Genomic DNA, 23,747 nt, shown 5'->3' on the forward strand with positions numbered 1-23,747 from the left:
GTCGCAACATATCGTTACGACTATTTCTTTTCTATATCTTATTCTATACACTTTACAAATTTGCCTGTTGCTCTATTGTCGAGAAAAAATTGTTCGGTCCAAATATATTTTGCTTTGGAATAATATGTTCCACCGCAAACACTGTTACTTCTCCTCTTTGTACCTCTCCAATGATAAGTCCAAATATTTCATGATTTACAGCAAACGTTGGTTGCTTTGTTTGTAATAATCTTGCTGCATTATGAAATACTGCTTCATATAGTGGATTTCTATCAGTAATTTCTTTTCTGATTTTTGGTGCTAACGTAATAATGATTTCTTTTCCGTCAATAGTGGTTCGATACATAAAAATCTCCCCTTCAATCTTATGTGAACAACTGTAAAGCTTTGTATGCAAAATGGATAGAATATCCTACTAAAATAATACCTGCTCCGGCTGTTATATAGCCAAGTGCTTTTTGCTTTAATAAAGTTCTGCCAAAATGGACAGAAAAGGCAATATTTACATTCCATAAAATAATACCAACGATAATACAAAGACTGTACAAAAAGGCTTCTTGTTTCGTTACCTTCGTAAGCAATGAGCTAAGTGTACTTCCGTATATACCAAACCAAAAAACAAGATTTAATGGATTGGATATCGCAATTAAAAAACCTGCCATAAACGATTGTTTAAGGCCGCCTACCTCTTCTTTTTTATATTCCATATTCGATTGAGAAATTCCTTGTTTTACACTTTGAAATCCTAAATAAAATAATAAGAAAAACCCTGTGCAATACATAAAAGCTTGTACATATGTATACATAAACAGAGAAGATAAACCGAAATAGATGAGAAGCATAAACAAAATATCTGCTGTCATTCCACCAATTCCAACAACCCACGCATGCCAAAAACCTCGTTCAATTCCTCGTTTTAACATTTCAATATTAATCGGACCTACTGGCGCAGCTAATGAAATACCTAATACAATTTGTTGTATAATTGCTCCAAACATCACTCTATCCTTTCTACTTCCTTTACTATTAAGTAATGATGTAATGATTAAAAATAGACTAGCTTTCATCAAAATATTTACTATTAAAATACCCTTTTTTATCCAAAATATGCAAAAGAGCCATCTAGATGATGACTCTTACTTTTCTATCTTATGAAGAAAAGGACATTTTCCTTTTAACGGTTCTACATCGTCTCCTATAAAGTATTGTTTCCATTCACGATGATCCGGATCACCATAATGACTAATGTTAGGATGTTTCGGCAGCTGATCCCACTTTTCAACTCGCTCACGGACCGTTTGCCTAGAATATGCTCCTTTAGGACGATCCCCTTCTAATCCATCAAATATAGTACGTGGCTGAAATCCAATAACGAGAGAATTTCCTAAATGCCTAGTTTTTCGTTGTTTATAGGCTGGTGCGTTTCCAAATGCGAATATCGGTTCCCCGCCAAATGAAAATTCCCATAAGTAATGGTCTGGGTCTTCAGGAATTTGCTTTGGCCATGTTTCCTTATCGTTTTCATGTAAATATTGTAGTACTTTCCAAAAGTAATCACGGTAATATTCCAGTGATTGCTCCTCACATTCCGGTTCTACAAAAAGAAAAAAGCCTCTTCTTACAATTGGACGCTCTTTCATTAACTCTAAAAAAGATAACATTGTATGTGGCAAATGACTCCAATCATTATGAGAGAGAAATGAATAACGAAGTTCGTTCTTTTTTAAAGCTGTTAAGCCGAAATAACACGGAAAAGTTGGTTCTAGCACAACACTCGAAAAATTTTGAAATTCCTTTGCAACCCAATTCGGTATGTCGTTTCTCGTTCTCATTCCTTCATTATCTAATAAATAAGACTCATTCATTCTTTCACCTCATTATGTATAGCGTTCAATTAAGACTATTACATACTCGGCCTGTCCTATACCTATTAAAAAATTTGGCTAAAAAATTATTTAAAAATACAAAAAAATAAAATCGCTTACTTGACTAAATTCTCCCAATTCGTGTATATTTAAATTAATCATTTAGCAGAATATTCAAGATTATAGCATTTTTAGTTTATATTATCTTTTCAAATGAATTTCACTAAATGAAAAAACGTAAATGTTTTCTAGGAGGAATTGTAACATGCAAGGAAAAGTAAAATGGTTTAACAACGAAAAAGGTTTTGGATTTATCGAAATTGAAGGCGCTGACGATGTATTCGTACATTTCTCTGCTATTCAAGGCGAAGGCTACAAAGCTTTAGAAGAAGGTCAAGAAGTATCTTTCGATATCACTGAAGGAAACCGTGGACCTCAAGCTGCTAACGTAGTAAAACTTTAATCCAACATATGACAGGAGGTTACCTTACTTGGTAACCTCCTTTGTTATTCCTTTGTATATTTCCGTTTTCCAGAGCAAAAACTATGTGAAATGCGCACTATACAAAGGAGGAATTATTAATGGGATCAGAAGTAAATGATTTTGAAGAAGTGAAATTCCGTGTAGAAACAGCACAAAAAATGGTAGGATCAGCGACAATTTCAATGGATCCAGATACATTAGAACATGCGACTACTGCTGTAGAAGCAGCTCGCTCTCAGCTTGAAATTATGAAATCTGTTGCAACTGATTTAGATGAGCCATTTTTAATGAATGAAGAAAAGAAATTAAATAAATGTGAGCATCAACTAAACGAAGCAAGACACTAAAAAACATCCAGAGAGTTCTCTCTGGATGTTTTTTCATGACAACTGTTCCCCATACTTTTTCAATGTTTCTCCAACTGTACATTGTCTTATACAAAAGGAATGAGCGTAATACTTACTATTTGTCTTTCGATTATGTTCTCGCAAAAAACATCCTTCACAATACGTTTCTAATAAGTCATTTACCTCTGTAATGAGTTGCTTTTTATCCACCTTTGCACCTCTCTATTCGGTTATTTCTTTATGACTATCAATCACTGTTCCTTCTAATGCTTGCGTAGCTAATTGATGTGCTTCTTTATTTTGTTTTCTTGATATAGGCTCACATACAAGTTTTAATTTCATTTGCTTCGCCTTTTGCTCAATTTGGTCTAAATAATGATTTAAATGTTCATCATAACAAGGCCATTCTCCAGCCAATTGCTGCAGTACAACTTGAGAATCTCCGCGAAGCGTGACCGCTTCATACTTAATCCCTAATTCCTCGAGTATATTCATACTATATAATAGTGATGCATATTCGGCTTCATTATTATCATATATACCTTCTATATATGCATTGCGGCGAATTCGGTAGGTTTTATTTCCTTTTTTATAGTACACACATATACCTACTCCAGCTTCTTTCGTCTGCACATCATAACCACCATCAAAATAAACGAGTATTTCTTGAGGCTCATCCTCCACTTGCTTACTCAGTTTTTTCATTTCTTTTAATGACCATTCTGCATCCATTTCATCGTAAAATAATAATTCTTTCACTCTTCCTGTTTTCTCGAAATCCTCTGCAAATTGAAGTACTTCTTCTATGTTCATATAATCTGTCGTTAATTCCGTCTGCAAACCGCGCTTTGTTTTATACAACCAATGAATTTTATATTTCATACTAGATTCCCCTTATATAAGACTTCTTATATGTAGCCAGCTAATGAAAGCCTCACTTTATTTTATTATATTTTATCAATAGTCACAGCATTATATTCAATGTGATTACATACAAAAAGAGCTATCCCTATAGGAATAGCTCTTTCATCTATTACATAAATCTTTCAAATTGTACTCGTTTATTAATCCAGTACATTACAGGCATACCAATCGCCATGACAACAAATTCACCGATTGCACATGTTAACCAAGTCAACATAAATGGTAAATCAAATGCAAGATGAAGTTCAATTGCAATCATAAACATTGTAATTGTAAAAATAACTGTATTAAAAATCATACGAGCCCAAACACCTTTAATAAATCGCATAGAAATAATCGTTGCAACTAATGCAAGAATAGATTGCCCTACTCCAAATACTAAATCGTAAGCGATCATAGGTGAGAAAAAGAGATTCGTTAAAAATACACCTAATACAATTCCGTAAATTGCTTTCTTATTAAATACAACGAGATGATTAAACATCTCTGAAATACGAAACTGTACATTCGTAAAGCCAAATGGCTGAATAAGCATAGAAACAGCAATATATAATGCCGCTAAAATACCATTACCGACTAAAGTTCTAATATTCATGACAAAATCTCCTTAGTTTTTTTACGTGGGATGGTTTCGAACCACGTTATTCGTTTTTTAAGCAACAAGATTATATTTTACGCGGTAGCCCCCCTTTCGTCAATAGATTCCTACCATGAACTACCCTTTTTCTTTTAGACAACGTATAATGAAATATATGAAAGATTTAGGAGGTTTTACTTCATGACTGCAACAATTCAAAATGAAAAAGTGATCGTTACCATCTCTGACAAAGGTGCAGAATTACAAAGCGTTCGCTTAAAAGAAGACAATACAGAATACTTATGGCAAGGTGATGCTACTTATTGGGGACGCCGTGCACCAATTTTATTTCCAATCGTCGGCCGATTAGTAGATAATACATACTACGTAGATGGTAAACCTTATTCTTTAACACAACACGGCTTTGCTCGTGATCTTACATTCTCTGTAGAACAACAAAGTGAAACGAAAATCACCTACATTGTAACTAGTAATGAAGAAACATTAAAAAAATACCCATACGAATTCGAATTACTCGTTTCTTATGAACTAGACGGACAAATCGTTCATGTAACATATGAAGTGAATAACCCTGCTTCAAAAGAGATGTTCTTCTCAATCGGAGCACATCCTGGTTTCAATTTCCCGTTATTAGATGGCGAATCATTTACAGATTATCATCTATCTTTTAATGGTTCTGAGCGCTTAGAAACAAGCGTATTAGAAGGACCTTACCTTTCAAATAAGAAGCAACTAATCGCTGAAAGCACGAATGAATTGCCACTTACATACGACCTATTTAAAAATGATGCGCTTATTTTTGAAAATATGAATACGGATGAAATCTCTATTCGTTCTCATAAACATAATAAATTTGTAAAAGTAGAATTTGACGGATTCCCATTTGTCGGCGTATGGACACCAGGCGAGAACGCACCTTTCTTATGTATTGAACCTTGGTACGGAATTGCTGATGAAGTAAATCCAGCAAAAGATTTCAAGGAAAAAAAAGGAATTCAATCTTTACAAGCGAATGAAACATTTACATGTCGTTATAGTATTACAATCGGCTAAGTTACTCTATCCCCTACTTCAAAGAAACATATAAGTAGGGGATCATCTTATCATTTGGAGGTTTCTCATTTTGATTGAAGTATATATTGATGGTGCATCAAAAGGAAATCCTGGTCCTTCTGGTGCAGGTGTGTTTATTAAAGGGGTTCAACCCGCTGTACAATTATCATTGCCCCTTGGGACAATGTCCAATCATGAAGCAGAATACCACGCTTTACTTGCGGCATTAGAATATTGCATGGAGCATAATTATAACATTGTCTCTTTTCGTACAGATTCGCAACTTGTGGAGCGAGCTGTCGAAAAAGAATACGCAAAAAATAAAATGTTTGCACCACTATTAGAGGAAGCATTGCGGTACATAAAAAGTTTCGATCTCTTTTTTATTAAGTGGATTCCAAGTAGTCAAAATAAAGTTGCTGATGAGTTAGCTAGAAAAGCTATCTTACAAAATTAACGGGGGTATGAGTGTGAAAAAAGATTGGATTGCTCCTCTTGCTTTATTATTTGTGTCTTTTATTTGGGGAGCTACGTTTGTTGTCGTTCAAAATGCTATGTCTTTCGTTGAACCATTTACTTTTAATGGTATACGTTTTTTATTCGCTGGAATTATTTTATTATTCGTTCAAATGATTTTCTCAAAAAAAACTTCAAAACAAGATATAAAACAGAGTAGCCTCGCTGGATTAACCGTTGGATTCTTTTTATGCGTTGGCTATGTCTTACAAACATTCGGCTTACTTTATACAACTTCTTCAAAAGCAGGTTTCTTAACAGGGCTTAGTATCGTTATGGTACCAATTCTGTCTTTTATCTTTTTAAAACAAAAAGCTACCATTTTTATCGTAATTGGCATTGCTGTAGCAACAGCGGGTTTATATTTATTAACAGCAGGTGATTCTTTTCAATTAAACATTGGAGATATACTCGTTCTCGGTTGTGCAGTTGCTTTCGCTGCTCATATTCTCGTTAACGGCTTCTTCTCTAAAAAAATATCACCTTTATTGTTAAGCACATCGCAAGTATTAGCTGTCGGTATGTTTTCTTCTATTTGCGCCTTTTTGTTTGAAGATTGGGAAAAATTATTTTCAGTAGCACTATGGACGAATTCTTCCTTTTTATTTGCTCTATTTCTAACTTCCCTGTTCGCGACATCCATTGCTTTTTTCATTCAAACATCAGCACAAAAACATACGTCTCCAACGAGAGTAGCAATTATTTTCGCAATGGAGCCTGTTTTCGCTGCCTTAACAGGCGTGCTCGTTGCAAACGAACAACTTTCTATTTCCGCTATTATCGGATGCCTCTGTATTTTCCTAGGCATGGTTTTTGTTGAATTACCTTCTAAAACAAAAAAAGAAGCGCAGGCTGCGTAAAGTTACGATTGTAACTTCCGCATAAAAGCCTTAGCGCTTTTTTTATCTGTAATCTCTTCTTCTTTCAATCGTTCTAATAACGCAACAAAATAACTGCCATCAAACTGCAATTGATGCTTAATTGTCGCTTCTATTGCTGCGTTTACAATGCCATCAGATGCACCCGTATATCCTTGTCCGAACATAATAAATCCTTGTGCTTCCTCTGATAATTTAAATCCTTTCGTATGTAAGAATGAAAGATAATCTTCTACTGTTTGCATGTTATTCCCACCTACTCAAAAATTCTCCACTTCCTATCATACATGTTTTTATACGCCATGAGAATGAAATTTCTTTGACAACTTTGTAAATCAATCGTCTACTTCGCTTATAAATGGAGGATTTCTTTACAATATGAAGGAATATGTACAGTCGAACTTATTCCATATTAAAGGGGAGACATGATGAAACAAGCACTATTAATTATCGATGCGCAGCAAGAATTAATGGATGGAAATGAACAAGAAAGTGAAGTTTTTCGTAAAACCGAATTATTATCTACATTAAATACAGCCGTGCAGAAAGCAATAGATTCCAATGCCCTTATTGTTTTCGTAAGAGATATCGATGTTGCTTCTGGTAGTGGCGTAGGCTTTGAAGTACATAATAAAATTCAAGTACCTCAGTCTGCAATCCTTATTAATAAAGCAGCAACAAATGCATTCTATGGCACTTCTTTACTTGAACTCTTAAAAGAAGAAAAGATTAACCATATTGTTATCGGTGGATGTAAAACAGAGCATTGTATTGATACCGCTGTAAGGACAGCAACTGTACAAGGATTTGATGTTACATTAATTAAAAACGGTCATTCCACAACTGATTCTGACGTATTGTCTGCCGAGCAAATTATTGGTCATCACAATAAAACTTTACATGGGCATTATAACGTTGATCATTTTTCTATGGTGAGAGATGTCGAGGAAGATCTCTTTCAGCCAATTCATGACCAATATCGTGATTAAATGAACTAAAAAAGAATCCTTACGTGAAAAGGATTCTTTTTTAGCCAAAAATTTGCGCTGCAATACTGTATAGTTCTCCATTTCTTTTCAATAATTGATCACTATTTTTCAACATTATGAGTGGTATATTCGCCTTTTTAAAACCAGCAATCTCTAACTCTTTCAGAAAATCGTCCTTTCCTTCTGTTACATCTATTCTTAATCTCCCATTATGTCCCCTTGCTAAAGCATGTACAATTCTCATTGCCACCGCATCATTTTTAGCAACAACCGGCCCTATTATTTTATATTCTGTTGTTTATATGTTTAAACCGTAACCTAATACATTTTGTTCCTTATCCTTTACAACGACACATTGTTCACTTTGCATCATTCTTTTCTTTAAAAACTCTTTTCTATTTGTTCCAAACGCATATTCATCTAATTTTATTATTTCTTCTAAATCACACTCCTCATAATTCATCATATACTCTTCATTTCTCATACAATAATTATTCACATTGTACGAGTTACATATGTATTTAGAAACATAACTTACTGCTCTAAATCCCAATTTTTCATATAAAGGTTTCCCTTCATCCGTAGCAATAAGCATAATAGGAGTTTGAGCCGATACGCTCTTCATGCATGCATTCGTTATCGCCTTTCCAATCCCTCTTCCCTTATAATCAGGATGTACAATCACCATTCCGATAGACGCTAATTTCTCCCCATATAATATTATTGCCGCGCTAGCAATTAATTCCCCTCTCCCATTCCAAACGCCGTATACAATCCCTGCGTTAAAAATAGTCTCAATTTCTTCTCTGTTATAATCCCATCCAATATAAGAAGATAATGATACAATATTCCCTGTTTTTTCTTCCCTAAGACGCTCCACCCTAATTTCCAATTCAATCATACTCCATTCCCTTATCTAGACATTTAAATCCATCTTCCCAATTCAACTCGTACATGTTTCCTTTTATTTATCACACACATATCCTATTTTGACCAAGACTATATTGTAAATGAGGTGACAACATGCCCATTACGAATCGATTTTCTACCACCACTAACGGCGCACTCGCTATTACAGGAAATACTTTAGGCTTAAGTAAAATTAGTAATCAAAACCGTGCTGGTACAATCGGGGCAATTGGTGCATTCGCAACTACGAATACCGCTTTACAAGTACCTACTTTTCCTGCTGGTACAACGTTAAACTATACACAAAATAGTTCTACCGCTCTTTTAAATATACCTGCCGGTAGTACAATTCTTTACGCAGAACTCGTTTGGGGTGGAAACTATTTATCTCGTGATCAAAACATTACGAGTGTATTAGGAAACCCCGTTTCTTTTACAACACCTGTTTCAACATACTCGATTACCCCTTCATCCGTTACAGCTTCTAATCAAACATTCGTTTCTGGATCAGTCACATTTGGATTTTATACGCGTTCAGCAGATGTAACATCACTCATTCAAGCTGCGGGAAGCGGTTCTTATACGACTGGATCTGTTCCTGGACTTGTGGATCCTTTAGATGCTTCTAATGGGGCGATTAATTCAGCTGGATGGACGCTTATCGTTGCTTATCAGAACGGAACATTACCCGCAAGAAACTTAACGATTTATGTAGCAGGCAACCGTGTTTCTGCAGAAACTGGTAGTGCCGATGTATCTGTTTCAGGATTTTTAACACCTTCCGGAGGACCTGTAAGCGGGAGATTGTTTTTAAGTTCTACCGAAGGAGATGCTGACTTAACCGGGGATCAAGCTTTGTTTGGACCAAATTTCAGTTCATTAAATGCTTTATCTGGGCCAAATAATGCTATAAATAATTTCTTCGGTTCTCAGGTCAATAATGCGGCCGGAAATTTAGATACAACCGGGACATTTGGAACACGAAATCAAAGTGCTTCTACAAGCACAAATATTTCCGCAGGTCGGCAAGGGTGGGACATTACTTCTATTGATATTTCTCCTTATTTAACAAACTCTCAAGTGTCCGCAGCAATCCGTTTAACAACTAACGGAGATGCATATATGTTAAATACAGTCGGATTACAAATTAATATAAACTCGCCTAACATACAAGCAACGAAAAGCGTAAATAAAAGTGTTGCGGCAATTGGAGACATTCTCACTTATACAGTTACTATCCCTAACACCGGACTACTTCCTGCTAATAACGTTATTTTTACAGACATTCTCCCTAACGGTACTTCCTTTATACCTGGCACTGTAACAGTGGATAATGTCCCGCAAACAAATGCAAATCCGGCCGCTGGTATATCTCTTGGAACAATTAATAATAGCGCTTCTCGTACAGTAACTTTCCAAGCAACCGTCGTTTCTCTTCCAAGTCAAAACCCTATCTCTAACACCGCTACTATCACATTTCAATATACACCAATTGCTGGAGGAACGACTTTTAACGGTCTTGCAACAAGCAACTCTGCAGGAACACAAATTAACCTCGCAGATATTAATGGAACAAAATCAGTTAACAAAATCTTTACTGACATTGGTGATACATTAACTTACAGTATTGCCTTAGCTAATATAGGAAATATCACTGCAACGAACGTTATATATACGGATCCGATTCCTAGCGGGACTACTTTCGTTCCAGGAAGTGTAACTGTTAACGGAATTACGCAAGCTGGAGCGAATCCCGCAAATGGTATATCAATTGGGTCTATTGCTGCTAATTCTACAACTACTATTTCATTCCAAGCACTCGTTCCATCTATCCCCCAAACAAACCCCATATTAAATAGTGGAACAACAACATATCAATATACTCCTATACCAAATCAACCGGCAATAAGCGGGACTGATACGACGAATATTGTCTCCACTCAAGTGAATAATGCTACTGTAACAATGACGAAAGCAGTAGATAAAAATTTTGCAGATATTGGTGATACACTAACGTACACCGTTTCCTTTACAGGTACAGGTAATACAAGTGCAAACAATGTTATTTTTACAGATGCCATTCCTACTGGAACAACTTTTGTTCTCAACAGTCTAACAATAGATGGAACGACACAAGTTGGAGCAACTCCCGCAAACGGTGTAAATATAGGATCCATTCCTACTGGTACGACAAAAAACATTTCATTTCAAGTAGTAGTAAATACAATTCCAGCGTCGAATGTCGTATCTAATGGTTCAAGTGCTTCTTATCAGTACACTATCAACCCTAGCCAATCACCCGTTACAAAAAACATTTCTTCTAATCTCGTTTCTACTCAAATTAACAATGCGAATGTAACAGTAACAAAATCAACAAATAAACAGTTTGCTACAATCGGCGATACAATTAGTTATACAATCCTTATCTCAAACAGTGGAAATACAGCTGCAACGAACGTACAACTAACAGATCCACTTCCAAATGGGACAATATTGACTCCAGGTACTGTAACACTAAACGGTGTTTTGCAAAATGTAAATTCTCTCGTTGCTTTGCCTATTGGCACAATTCCCGGCGGAGCTACTTTTACACTTTCTTTCCAAGTAACTGTCATCAATATTACCGCCCAAAATCCTATCATTAATAATGCTTTCGCTTCTTATTTATACACTGTAAATCCTAGTCTGCCACCAAATTCAAAAACAGCAAATTCTAATTCTGTTACATCAACAATTAGATTAGCAAACCTTCAAGCTACTAAATCTGTAGATAAAACGTTTGCAGAAGTTGGAGATATATTGACCTATACCTTCGCTCTTACAAACAACGGAAATGTTACGGCAAACAATGTATTACTATCCGATTCAATAGCGAACGGTACTTCCTTTGTACCGAACAGTGTTATAGTTAACGGTGCTACTCAGCCGGGCGCAACACCAGCTAGCATCAATATCGGTAGCATCAACGCTAATACTACAATTACAGCTTCATTCCAAGTAGTAATCACTAGCATTCCAAACCCAAACCCTATTTCGAATAGTGCCTCCATCTCTTATAACTTTATTGTTGATCCAAATGCTTCACCTGTAAGTAAAAACACAACTTCAACTACTACATTTACGCAAGTAAACGATGCAAATGTCATTTCAGCCAAAACAGTGGATAAAGGGTTCGCTACTGTAGGGGATGTATTAACTTATACCGTTACTTTGACGAATGCAGGAAGTGTTTCTGCTGATAGTCCTATTTTCGTAGATACGAATCCAGACGGTACTACCTTTATACAAAACACTTTCCTTATTGATGGTATACTCCAAAATAACGCCGATCCAAATGTCGGTGTTCCGTTACCTTCCATTCCTGCTAACGGCTCACTTACCGTCTCTTATCAAGTAACTGTCACCTCTTTACCAACACAAAATCCAACAATAAATTCATCTAGTACACAATATAGCTTTATTTTAAATCCAGGGGATCCACCAACTATAGAAACATCTTTAAGTAACACTGTAAGTACACAAATTAATTTAGCAAATGTAGTTATTGTCAAACAGGTAGATTTAACTATTGCTGATGTTGGGCAACCAATCACATATACCATTGCCCTAGCTAACCCAGGAAATACTCCAGCGAATAATGTAGTTGTTACCGATATACTCCCTTCTGGCACAACTCTCGTACCAAATAGTACTTTTATAGGCGGTGCTTTACAGCTAGGTGCAGACCCAAGTACCGGTCTTCAAGTTGGGACAATTCCTGCTGGCGGATTTACAACGATTGTTTTTCAAATAAGCGCAAGTAGTTTGCCTACACAAAATCCAATTCAAAACAGTGCTGCACTGCAATATAACTTTATTGCTGACCCAAATTTACCTGCTGTTGCGAGAAATGCTACTAGCAATATAGTAACGACTCAAATTAACACCGCTAATATTGTTGCTACGAAACTAACAAGTACAAATTTCGCTGATGTTGGCAATGTCATAACTTATGCAACAATTTTAACGAATAACGGCAATATCCCTGCCTCCAATGTAACGTTTTCAGATATCATTCCAGCCGGTACCATCTTCCTTCCTAACACTGTAACGATTAACGGTGTCCCCCTAGCTAATGCAAACCCTGCTAATGGCATTTTAGTTGGTACGATAGGAGCGAATTCATCACGTACTGTTTCATTCCAAGTTTCTATACCAACTATTCCTAGTCCAAATCCGATTACGAATCAATCTGGCACAACATTCCAATACACGTACGATCCATCCAAACCTGCTGTAATACAGATGGTTGCTTCTAACACTGTACAGACAACTATTAATAACGCCTCTATTACAGCTGTAAAATCTGCAGATAAACAGTTTGCGAACGTAAATGATATGATTACGTACACGACTACTTTAACGAATAGCGGAAATACACTTGCATCAAATGTAATATTTACAGATGTAATTCCAAACGGGACATCATTTATTCCTAATAGTGTAACAGTAAACGGGAATACACTCCCTAATACAAATCCAGCAAACGGAATTGCAATCGATCCAATAAACCCTAATACAAGTGCAACAATCTCATTTCAAGTAATAGTAAATTCCATTCCTAGTCCAAATCCAATCCCGAACCAAAGCAATACAGCGTACCAATATGTCATAGATCCTAACTTACCTCCAGCATCCGCCAATGCGTTAAGTAACGTAATAACAACTCAAATTAATAACGCTACAATCGTCGCTACGAAGTCAGTAAATACACCGACAGCTGCAATTGGGGATATCGTTACTTATACGATTGCCGTTACGAACACAGGAAATATTCCTGCTAGTGCTACAGTTTTAACAGATGGACTTGGTGCTGGCGCGTCCTTTATCCAAAATTCAGTAACTATCAATAATGTTCCTCAGCCAGGCTTAGATCCATCACTTGGTATTCACTTGGCAGATATTCCGTCAGGAGATACTGTATTCATTACTTTTCAAGCACAAATTTTAGCGATACCACCTAGTGGCACATTAACAAATAACGCTCTTGTAAATTATGAGTATACCGTGAATCCAAACCAATCACCTGCTGTTGGTAGCACAATTACGAATACGACGGTTACTCCGATTATTGATGCTACTCTATCTATAAATAAAACTGTCAATTCAACATTCGCTACTATTGGAGATACACTTACTTTCACTTCTACCGTTACAAATACAGGTAATACTACCGCAAACAATGTTATTTTTACAGATTTAATTCCAGATGGTACAACGTTTATTCCAAATAGTTTTACGGTAAATGGAACAACCATTCCTAATGTAACTCCACAAAACGGTATCAATATCGGTAACTTGAATGCAAATGCATCAATTACACTCAGTTTTCAGGTAAACATTACAACGATTCCAAATCCTAATCCAATCCCTAACAAATCATCACTTCAATATAGCTTTATTGTAGATATAAATGAACCGCCTGTTTCACGAACAGTTCAATCCAATAAAACTTTTACACAAGTAAATACTGCTTCCGTTATCGCAACAAAAACTGCAAGCAGTGCATTTGCTGCTGTTGGAGATACAATTACGTATACGACTATCCTCACGAATAGCGGAAATACTACCGCAAACACACCTGTTTTTATCGATATATTACCACCCGAACTTTCATTCGTTCCTGATAGTGTACAAATTAACTCCATCCCACAACTTGGATTTAGGCCAGATAGCGGAATCTCTTTAGACGCAATTCCAGTTGGAGGAACGATAACAATTAGCTTTCAAGCTATCGTTGGCTCAATACCAGCTACAAATCCAACATTGAACCAATCTAGCACAACATACTCTATCATTGTTGATCCTACCCAGCCGCCGGTGACGGAAACAGCTACAAGTAATCCAACTTTAGTGCAAATTAACGAAGCAATCATTCAAGCAACGAAAAGTGTGGATCGACTATTCTCTGACATCGCACCTGGAAATTCCTTTTTAACGTATACTGTTTTATTAGAAAATATAGGGAATGCAACTGCTACGAATATCATTTTTACAGATCTGATTCCAAACAATACAGTATTTATAGAAGATAGTGTTCGAGTAGGCGGAGTTTTATTACCTGGGGTAAATCCAGCGAACGGGATACCGATTGGGGATATTATTGCAGGAGATTTTATAAACGTTACCTTCCGTGTGCAAGTAGTTAGCATTCCAAATCCAATTTTCACAATTGGACCTGGTGGGCCAAATTCACCGGTTGTAAACGGTGCTTCTATTGATTATCAATTTATGACAGGACCTAATTTACCACTTGTTTCACGAAATACGACATCCAATTCTGTTTCAACACAAATAAATTCTGGGGAAATTGTGGCAATCAAATCTGTAGATAAAACTTTCGCAACGATTGGCGATACAATTTCTTATACAATTACATTAAGTAACCCTGGAAATGTCACTTCACAAAATATAATTTTCACGGATACTTTACCCGATGGGACGACATTCATATCTGGCGCTCTTACAAACGATTCTGGTACACAGCAAATCGGAAATCCATCTAACGGGATTCAGATTGGAAATATAAACCCAAATGGAACGGCCGTGATTACTCTCAACGTACTTGTTACAAACATTCCAAATATAAATCCAATTTCTAATTTTAGTTCTGTACAATTTCAGCATATTGTTAATCCAAGTCAACCAGTTATCACTCAAACCGCTTCATCTAATACCGTTACTACGACAATAAATAGCGCCATATTAACTACTACAAAAAGCGCTGATAAATCCATTATTTCTGTCGGTGATACGATTACGTATAAAACTACGATTACAAATACAGGAAATTCGACAGCGAAAAACATAACATTTACAAGCGCTATTCCAGCTAACACTACATTTATACCAAATTCAATCACAATCAATGGTGTTCAGCAACTTGGTGCACAGCCAGCTCTTGGAGTAAATATACCAAATATCGCTCCTGGTGAAACAGTAACCGTTACTTTCCAAGCAAATGTTCTTTCTGTTCCCCCTTCAAGTTCAATTATGGGTAATGACACAATTTTATATTCTTATACTGTCGATCCAAACGGAACTCCTATTACAACTTCTACTTCAACGAATATCGTTACAAACCCGGTACTAGATGCTATGATAACGATGGTGAAATCTGTAGATCAAACACTTGTAACACTAGGTGATACCATTACCTATACGACACTTTTGACAAATACCGGTAATACAAACGCTACGAATATTACTTTCACTGATCTTATACCAAATGGTACAACGTTTATTACTGATAGCGTTACAATAAATGGCATCACACAAATCGGGCTCAATCCTAATACAGGTATAACAATCGGATCAATTGCTCCTAACAGCTCAATATCTATAGCATTTCAAGTTACCGCCACTTCTACACCAGCCCAAAATCCTATTGCCAATTCCGCTACTGCTGCTTACACATTTATCGCTGATCCAAATGCACCGATTGTTTCAAGAAATGTTACTTCAAACACAACATTTACTACAATTAATACAGCTACCATTCTTTCATCTAAACAAGTTGATAAAGCATTTAGCCATATCGGAGACACACTCACTTACACTGTCACTTTAACAAACAATGGAAACTCATCCGCACAAAATGTTATTTTCTCAGATACAATACCGAGCGGAACTACATTTATTACAAGCACATTTTCTATTAATGGAATTCCCCAAATTGGTGCGGATCCATCCAATGGTGTAAATGTCGGGACTATAACAGCTGGGAATACAATAACAGTTTCATTCCAAGTTACTGTAACATCATTACCAACCGAAAACCCAATTGTAAATTTCTCATCAACATCATATCAATTAGTCTCACCACCTGATCCAGAAACTTCAATTAGCAATCCTGTTTCCACACAAATTAAAGAAGCTATATTATCTATGACTAAAAACGAAAATATATCCTTTGCAGATATCGGGCAAACTGCTTTTTATACTACTTCTATTTCCAATATAGGAAATACGGGGGCAACTAATATAGTATTCACAGATGTATTACCAAGTGGAATCACTTTTGTTCCTAACACATTAACTGTCGATGGTGTTTTGCAACCTGACGCGAATCCAAATAATGGTGTATTACTTGCGGCACTTCCACCAAATGAAATATATAGTATCGTCTTTCAAGTTACAGTGAACAGCATTCCCCCTATTAATCCAGCACCGAATACAGCATCAACGACATATGAGTTTATTGTTGATCCTGTTAACCCTCCAGTATCGAGTTCAGCTACTTCCAACACGACGCTTCTTCAAATAAACAACGCAAATATTATAAGTACAAAAACAGCAGATCTTACCTTTGCGGATGTTGGTAATACAATAACATTTACACTTAATCTCCCTAATACCGGGAATGTGACTGCAACCGATGTTACCGTTATCGATATACTTGATAGCAATTTAAGTTTCGTTCCAAATAGTTTCACAGTTAATGGGCAAACCATTCCAAACGCTGATTTATCTACTGGTGTAAATATCGGTTCCATTAATGGTGGTGATGCGGCAATCGTCACATTCCAAGCAACTGTTACTACACTTCCAACACTGAATCCTATTTCTAATTCTGCTTCTATCACATATCATTATGTCGTTGATCCTAGCCAATCACCTATTACAACTTCTAATCAATCTAATACAACGACTACACAAATTAATAGCGCTATCCTTACTGCACAGAAAAATTCAAATGTGTCAACAGTAAATATTGGGCAAGATATTATCTACTCCGTTACCATTACAAATAGCGGAAATGTTAGTGCAACAAATGTTATTTTTACCGACCTTATTCCAGACGGAACTTCATTTGAACCGAATAGTTTTACACTTAACGGAACTAGCATCCCAAATGCAAATATCATTACAGGCGTCCCAATTGGTGATATCGCGCCAAACCAATCTGTCATTGTGGTATTTAATATTATCGCAGATGAAATCCCGCCTATAAATCCAATTACGAATCAAGCTAGCCTTAGCTTCCAGCATATCGTTAACCCTGCTAATCCATCAGTTTCAAAAAATATTACTTCTACTACTGTTTCAACCAAAATCGAAAGTGCAATTTTAAAAACAATTAAAATCGGAGATAAAGCTTTTGCAACGATTGGTGATACGATTACGTATACAACTACGATTACGAATACAGGAAATATTCCAGCTAACAACGTTATTTTCTCAGACCCTTTACCTTCATGGACACAATTTGTTGCAGGATCAGTTGTTGTTGACGGTACTTCATTACCATCCGCTTCTATCATTGATGGTGTTGGCATAAATACAGTCAATCCAGATCAAACTGTAACAATCATATTCCAAGTTCAAATTGTAAGCAATCCGACAACATTCACTCCTGAACTCCAGAACTTAGGATTTGTGAACTTCCAATATAACGTAGGCAATGCATTACAGGCTCAGCCTGGCAACGTGGAAACGAACGTCTTCGTTACTTCTATTAATTCAGCAATACTTTCAGCTGTAAAAACTGCTAGTACAGCCTTTGCAAATATTGGCGACACGATCACTTATACCGTTTTAATTCAAAATAGTGGCCATACAAATGCTACGAATGTAAATTTCTCAGACCTCATTCCAGCAGGAACGACCTTTGTTGAAAATAGTTTTACTGTAAATGGAAATACCATTCCAGGTGCAAATCCAAATAGTGGAGTTACTATCGGAACCGTTAGCGCGGGTAGTTCCTTAACTGTTACTTTCCAAGTCATAGTTACATCTACTCCACCTTCAAATCCAATTACAAACGTTGCATCTATTCAATATGCATTCATCGTTGATCCGGCGGCTCCTCCTGTTACCGGCACAATAACTTCTAATAGCGCTTCAACACAAATTAATAACGCGACTGTTACAACTATTTTAGAGGCAAATCGAACAATCGTATCTATCGGCGATGTCATTACGTATACAGCAACATTAACGAATACTGGGAACTTCCCTGCAAACTCTGTATTACTCATTAACGGTGTTCCTGAAGGAGCATTATTTGTTCCAAATAGTGTCACGCTTAACGGGATTTCACTTCCAGATGCAAGTCCAACTCTCGGTATTCCAGTTGGTATTATCGCACCAGGTGATTCTGCTACGATTACGTTCCAATTTCTTGCAAACTCTATTCCACCGCAAGGAGCAATTATAAATCAAGCACTTACAAGTTACACGTATATTGTCGACCCAAGTCAACCTCCAGTTACAGCAACATCTTCATCTAATACGGTAAATACAGCTGTCGTTGATGCATCGTTATCCGCAATTAAAAATACAGATTCTCTCGTGCAATCTACTAACGGTACAATCACTTACACTGTAGTCGTTCAAAATAACGGAAATACTACGGCAAATACAGTTACTTTAACAGATTTAGTACCAGAAGGAACTGCATTCATTCCTAATAGTGTAACCATTAATGGCGTTTCAGCCCCAGGTGCCGATCCAAACGTAGGAATCCCCTTAAACGCCATTGCACCTTCAGAAATCGTCACCGTCACATTCCAAGTTATCGTTCAATCCATTCCAAGCGTCAATCCAATTTCTAATATAGCTCGTATTGACTATACTTTTATCGCCGATCCAACTGCTCCTATCATCTCTCGAACCATTACGTCTAATCCAGCTTTCACACAAATTTCGGATGCGAATGTTCTTTCTTTAAAAGCAGTCAATGCACAACAAGCGACAACAGGGGATATTTTGACCTATACGATAACACTAGAAAATACCGGAAATATTCCAGCTACTAATCTATTATTTTCAGATACGATTCCAGAAGGGACTACATTCGTAGACAATAGTTTTACACTTAACGGAACAGCTATACTTGGTGCAAATCCAAATGCAGGTGTTACTTTGCCTAACCTAGTAGCAAATGCTACTCACCTGATTTCATTCCAAATTCTAATTAACGATTCATCCTCGCAACAATCGATTACAAATCAATCTAATACAACATATACAATTCAACCAGACCCAGGACAACCGCCTATTACTGAAACATCTACAAGTAATATCGTCATTACAAATTTCGTTCTAGCACAATTGACAGTTACAAAAACGTCCAATCCAATAACTGTAGATATTGGCGGAACTATACTTTATATTTCTGAAGTGAAAAATATCGGCAATGTTGACGCAATAAATATTATTTTTACAGATTCTATTCCAGCTGGGACTACATTCGTTCCAGACAGTGTCACAATTAACGGTGTTCTTCAGCCTGGTGTAAATCCAGAAAACGGAATACCAATTGGAACGATTTCACCAAACAGTTCCAACACAATACTATTTCAAGTACAAACGAATAACCCACCAACTGAAACCGAAATTGTAAATCAATCATCTGTAAATTACCAATATGTAAGTATTCCTACAGCTTCACCAGTGAATCGCACTGCAAATTCTAATATCATAACAACATCACTTCAAAATGCAAATATTATTTCTGTTAAACAAGCAGACGTTACTTTCGTAGCCATCGGGCAAAATATTACGTACACAAATACACTACAAAATATAGGAACTGTTCCAGCTAACAATACGGTGTTCATTGACAACATTCCAGAAGGTACTATATTCATTGAAGATAGCTTATCAATAAATAATGTGAGGCAGCCTGGTGCGAGCCCTGAAAATGGTGTAACTCTCGGCACGATACAACCAAATGAAACAATCACTATTTCATTCCAAGTACAACTCACAAGCATACCAGAGGGCAATACAGTCACTAACATTTCAGACACTTCGTATGAATACCAAATTGAGCCTAGTTCCCCTATTATTCAGCGTAGATCGTTATCAAATGCAGTAAATACTGAAGTGCGGACGGCAAATGTTAGTGCAATTAAATCCACTAACAGATCTATTACACGCATCGGTCAAATCATCACATATACAATCGCAGTTACAAACGCTGGTACAGTACCTATTACAAATACTCTCCTCATTGACGCAATTGCCGCTGGCACCACATTCGTTCCAAATAGCATACTTGTAGATGGCATACCAAGGCCTAATGAAAATCCAATTACCGGAATCACCCTTGATATTATCCTTCCAAACAATACAATTATCGTTACATTCCAAGTAAATGTAGTCTCTACACCTTCTCAAAATAACATTAATAATATCGCCGTCATCCACTATGAGTATCAGCCAGACCCAAGCTTACCACCAATTTCAGAAACGACATCTTCCAATACTACAAATATACAATTTATTGATGTGATTCTTATCGCTACAAAATCCGCTAATACAGTATTAGCTAATATTGATGAAACCATTAAATATACAGTACTCATTCAAAATAACGGATCCACTACAACTAACTCCATCTTTTTTACTGATATTATAGAAGATGGAACAGTATTTATTCCAGGGAGTGTAACAGTTAACAACACTGTACTTCCTGCAGCAGATCCAAATATCGGCTTTTCCATTCCTAATATTACGCCAGGTCAAGTAACTACAATAACGTTCCAAGTTTCCGTTACGAATTTACCTGCTGTAAACCCAACACCTAATACTGCAAACATCGTCTACGACTTTATTTTCAACCCTGACTTTGCACCTATTCAAAAATCGACTACTTCCAACACTACTTTCGTTCAAATTAATGACGCTGATATCGTTTCACTGAAAACTGTTGATTTGACCTCTGTAGCAATTGGTGAAATTTTAACTTATACAACAACTTTAACGAATACAGGAAATACGGATGCTACTGCTGTTATGTTTACAGACAGTATCCCTGATGGAACAACCTTTATAGACGGTAGTGTGTTAGTAAATAATATCCCTCAGCTTAACGCGAATCCAAGTTCCGGTATACTTGTAGGAACGATTGCTCCTAACGTTTCTATCCCAGTCACATTCTCCGTTACTGTGGTATCTCTTCCAGCTAGCAGTCGTATTCAAAACCAATCAACTTCTCGTTATACAATTAATGGCAAGGAACAAATATCAACTAGTAATATTACCTTCACTGAAGTTATTTCTGCTAATGTACTCGCTATAAAAACAACGCCTATCCAATATGCTGACCTACAAACGATTATCCCTTACACAATTTCCATTACAAACAATGGGAATATACAAATAGAAAACATTATTGTTACAGATATCATCCCAGCAGATACGAGCTTTATAGAGAATAGTGTTATTGTAAATGGTAACGCTCGTCCAAATGACAATCCACTTAGCGGGATACAAATTGACAGCATTCCGCCCAATACAACAGCAACTATTCTATTCCAAGTACGGGTTACTTCAATTCCGCAAACAAATCCAATCTCTAACACGGGTACAATTGAATACCAATACACGTTACCGAATCGACCACCTATTACCGAAACTATTATTTCATCAGCTGCCGTAACAACAATTAATCATGCGACTTTGAATAGTAATAAAACTGTTGACCTAGCATTTGCAACAGTCGGTGATACGTTAACGTATACGATTACGCTCAATCAAACTGGTAATGTTGCAGCAAATGATGTAGTCATTCAAGATATGATTCCTCAAGGTACTACGTTTATAGAAAATAGCGTTATTGTAAACGGAAAAACGCTTCCGGGGGTTAATCCAGTAAGCGGTATACCAATTGACACTATAATTATTGGGGGAGATGCTATCGCTTCATTCCAAGTTTCTGTGACTTCTATCCCAACACCAAATGAACTCAACAACAATGCAATTACTACCTTTAACTATACCGTCAATCCAAATAACGCACCTGTTACAAATACAACCACAACAAATACTGTCACAACAACTGTCCAAAATGATAATGTCATTGCCATAAAAGCTGTTGATTTCACGAGCGCCTTACCTGGTCAAACTTTAACGTACACCATTACCATTACGAATAATGGTAATATCACTATTGAAGATTTTCTTCTAGTAGACACAGCACCAGTAGATACGACATTCGTTATTGGTAGTGTTACGATTAACGGAATCAATCAACCTAATGAAAATCCTGAAAATGGTATTACGTTAGGAACTCTTGCTCCTAGTGAATCTGTTATTATTACGTTCCAAATAACAATATCTTCTTCTACTCTTCAACCTACAATTAATAATGATGCTTCTGTTTCCTATACCGTCATCATTGATCCAACAAAACCACCTATTACAATTACAAAACAAACAAATATCGTTACAACGACAGTCATTGATCCGATGGTTCGTATTGAAAAAACAGCTGACAAATCTATTGTCGTTATTGGAGATATAATTACATTCACATTAGCAGTATTTAATCACTCCCCAATTCCGACAATCAATACTTCTGTTATAGACACAATTCCGGCTGGTACAACATTTATAGAAAATAGCGTGACAATTAACGGTACTCTGGTACCAACTGTCCGTCCAGACACTGGTATGAATATCGGCGCTTTACCTGCTGGCTCAGTAGCAACGATAACATTTCAAGTGCTCGTAACTTCTATTCCTTCAAAAAATACAATTATAAATTCTGCAACAGTTACAGCCGCTTTCCAATTGACACCACAGGATCCGATTATTACTTTCGTTGTTAATTCGAATATTGTTCGTATACCAGTTCAATTTGTAACTGCGACAGTCACGAAAAACGCTTCCGTCAGCTCAGCTTATTTAAATCAATATTTTGATTACACGGTGCGCATTACGAATACTTCTGATATTTCACTTTCAAACGTTTCGTTACAAGATACCATTCCAGCAGGTTTACAATTTACGAATGGCACTGTCTTTATTAACGGGGAACGCTCTCCACTAGCGAATCCGAATATTGGTTTCCAAGTCGCTACTAATCTGGAACCGAACGAAACCATTATCGTGTTATTCACAGTGCAAGTGATAAGCCCACCTGTTACTAATGAATTTAAAAATACGGCTACTATTTCGTTACAACTTCAAGTCTCGCCTACCGACCCACCAATCACAGTATCTGTTATAAGTAACGAAAACATCGTCACCTTTGTTCCAGAAAATCCAGATGAAACACTTCCAAATTTTAATTGTTTCTTTGATGGTGAACGCTTCATACGGATTACTCCTCGAAATGTACGAAATTACCTTTGGACTTGGATTTGGCGGGATTAAATGAAACAAAAAGAGATTGTAGTTTGGTTGAAACCAA

At 36.6% G+C, this 23,747-nt stretch carries 14 protein-coding genes, 1 pseudogene and 1 riboswitch; of the genes and pseudogenes, 7 read left to right on the top strand and 8 right to left on the bottom strand.

Going from position 1 to position 23,747, the window contains the following annotated elements:
• Window positions 1–52: 52 nt before the first annotated feature.
• From ACTFRS_RS10185 to ACTFRS_RS10195, 3 genes are all read right to left on the bottom strand, one after another.
• Window positions 53–346, bottom strand: a complete 294-nt coding sequence (locus tag ACTFRS_RS10185) for a hypothetical protein (RefSeq protein WP_000286361.1) — start codon at window positions 344–346, stop codon at window positions 53–55.
• A gap of 19 nt (window positions 347–365) precedes the next feature.
• Window positions 366–998, bottom strand: coding sequence for a LysE family transporter (locus tag ACTFRS_RS10190; protein WP_000466557.1), 633 nt, complete (start codon window positions 996–998; stop codon window positions 366–368).
• Between the two features lie 138 nt (window positions 999–1,136).
• The gene (locus ACTFRS_RS10195; RefSeq protein ID WP_016717045.1) at window positions 1,137–1,865 is read right to left on the bottom strand and encodes a YqcI/YcgG family protein; all 729 of its coding nucleotides are present in this window, start codon (window positions 1,863–1,865) and stop codon (window positions 1,137–1,139) included.
• A gap of 265 nt (window positions 1,866–2,130) precedes the next feature.
• Between ACTFRS_RS10195 and cspB the strand changes: the two genes are divergently transcribed.
• Window positions 2,131–2,328, top strand: coding sequence for a cold shock-like protein CspB (gene cspB, locus ACTFRS_RS10200; protein WP_001161727.1), 198 nt, complete (start codon window positions 2,131–2,133; stop codon window positions 2,326–2,328).
• Window positions 2,329–2,447: 119 nt separating this feature from the next.
• Complete coding sequence (locus tag ACTFRS_RS10205; RefSeq protein ID WP_000534392.1) at window positions 2,448–2,696, top strand: DUF2564 family protein; 249 nt, start codon at window positions 2,448–2,450, stop codon at window positions 2,694–2,696.
• Window positions 2,697–2,729: 33 nt separating this feature from the next.
• Here the strand turns inward: ACTFRS_RS10205 and ACTFRS_RS10210 are convergent, their stop codons facing one another.
• The 3 genes from ACTFRS_RS10210 to ACTFRS_RS10220 all read right to left on the bottom strand — a co-directional run bounded on the left by ACTFRS_RS10210 (window position 2,730) and on the right by ACTFRS_RS10220 (window position 4,215).
• Entirely contained in the window at window positions 2,730–2,906 is a 177-nt protein-coding gene (locus ACTFRS_RS10210) for a zinc-finger domain-containing protein (RefSeq protein WP_000358801.1), read from the bottom strand.
• 12 nt (window positions 2,907–2,918) lie between these two features.
• The gene (locus ACTFRS_RS10215) at window positions 2,919–3,578 is read right to left on the bottom strand and encodes a ribonuclease H family protein (RefSeq protein WP_440023658.1); all 660 of its coding nucleotides are present in this window, start codon (window positions 3,576–3,578) and stop codon (window positions 2,919–2,921) included.
• Between the two features lie 151 nt (window positions 3,579–3,729).
• Complete coding sequence (locus ACTFRS_RS10220) at window positions 3,730–4,215, bottom strand: QueT transporter family protein (RefSeq protein WP_001026467.1); 486 nt, start codon at window positions 4,213–4,215, stop codon at window positions 3,730–3,732.
• A 6-nt stretch (window positions 4,216–4,221) separates the two neighbouring features.
• Window positions 4,222–4,266: riboswitch (PreQ1 riboswitch) on the bottom strand.
• A 132-nt stretch (window positions 4,267–4,398) separates the two neighbouring features.
• Between ACTFRS_RS10220 and ACTFRS_RS10225 the strand changes: the two genes are divergently transcribed.
• The 3 genes from ACTFRS_RS10225 (at window position 4,399) to ACTFRS_RS10235 (ending at window position 6,647) form a co-directional block, all read left to right on the top strand.
• Complete coding sequence (locus tag ACTFRS_RS10225; RefSeq protein ID WP_242293467.1) at window positions 4,399–5,271, top strand: aldose 1-epimerase family protein; 873 nt, start codon at window positions 4,399–4,401, stop codon at window positions 5,269–5,271.
• A 70-nt stretch (window positions 5,272–5,341) separates the two neighbouring features.
• Complete coding sequence (locus ACTFRS_RS10230) at window positions 5,342–5,728, top strand: reverse transcriptase-like protein (RefSeq protein WP_440023655.1); 387 nt, start codon at window positions 5,342–5,344, stop codon at window positions 5,726–5,728.
• Between the two features lie 13 nt (window positions 5,729–5,741).
• Complete coding sequence (locus ACTFRS_RS10235; RefSeq protein WP_139867981.1) at window positions 5,742–6,647, top strand: DMT family transporter; 906 nt, start codon at window positions 5,742–5,744, stop codon at window positions 6,645–6,647.
• A gap of 2 nt (window positions 6,648–6,649) precedes the next feature.
• Here the strand turns inward: ACTFRS_RS10235 and ACTFRS_RS10240 are convergent, their stop codons facing one another.
• On the bottom strand, window positions 6,650–6,910 hold the full coding sequence (locus ACTFRS_RS10240) for a DUF6123 family protein (protein WP_098667215.1): 261 nt from the start codon (window positions 6,908–6,910) through the stop codon (window positions 6,650–6,652).
• Between the two features lie 183 nt (window positions 6,911–7,093).
• Here ACTFRS_RS10240 and ACTFRS_RS10245 point away from each other — a divergent pair, with 183 nt between their 5' ends.
• Complete coding sequence (locus ACTFRS_RS10245) at window positions 7,094–7,654, top strand: cysteine hydrolase family protein (protein ID WP_139867983.1); 561 nt, start codon at window positions 7,094–7,096, stop codon at window positions 7,652–7,654.
• Between the two features lie 40 nt (window positions 7,655–7,694).
• Here the strand turns inward: ACTFRS_RS10245 and ACTFRS_RS10250 are convergent.
• Window positions 7,695–8,555: pseudogene (locus tag ACTFRS_RS10250) on the bottom strand (GNAT family N-acetyltransferase).
• Window positions 8,556–8,677: 122 nt separating this feature from the next.
• Between ACTFRS_RS10250 and ACTFRS_RS10255 the strand changes: the two are divergent.
• Window positions 8,678–23,710, top strand: coding sequence for a DUF7507 domain-containing protein (locus tag ACTFRS_RS10255; RefSeq protein ID WP_440023652.1), 15,033 nt, complete (start codon window positions 8,678–8,680; stop codon window positions 23,708–23,710).
• Window positions 23,711–23,747 lie beyond the last annotated feature (37 nt).

Source organism: Bacillus cereus group sp. MYBK139-1, assembly GCF_051916915.1.
GTDB lineage: Bacteria > Bacillota > Bacilli > Bacillales > Bacillaceae_G > Bacillus_A > Bacillus_A pacificus.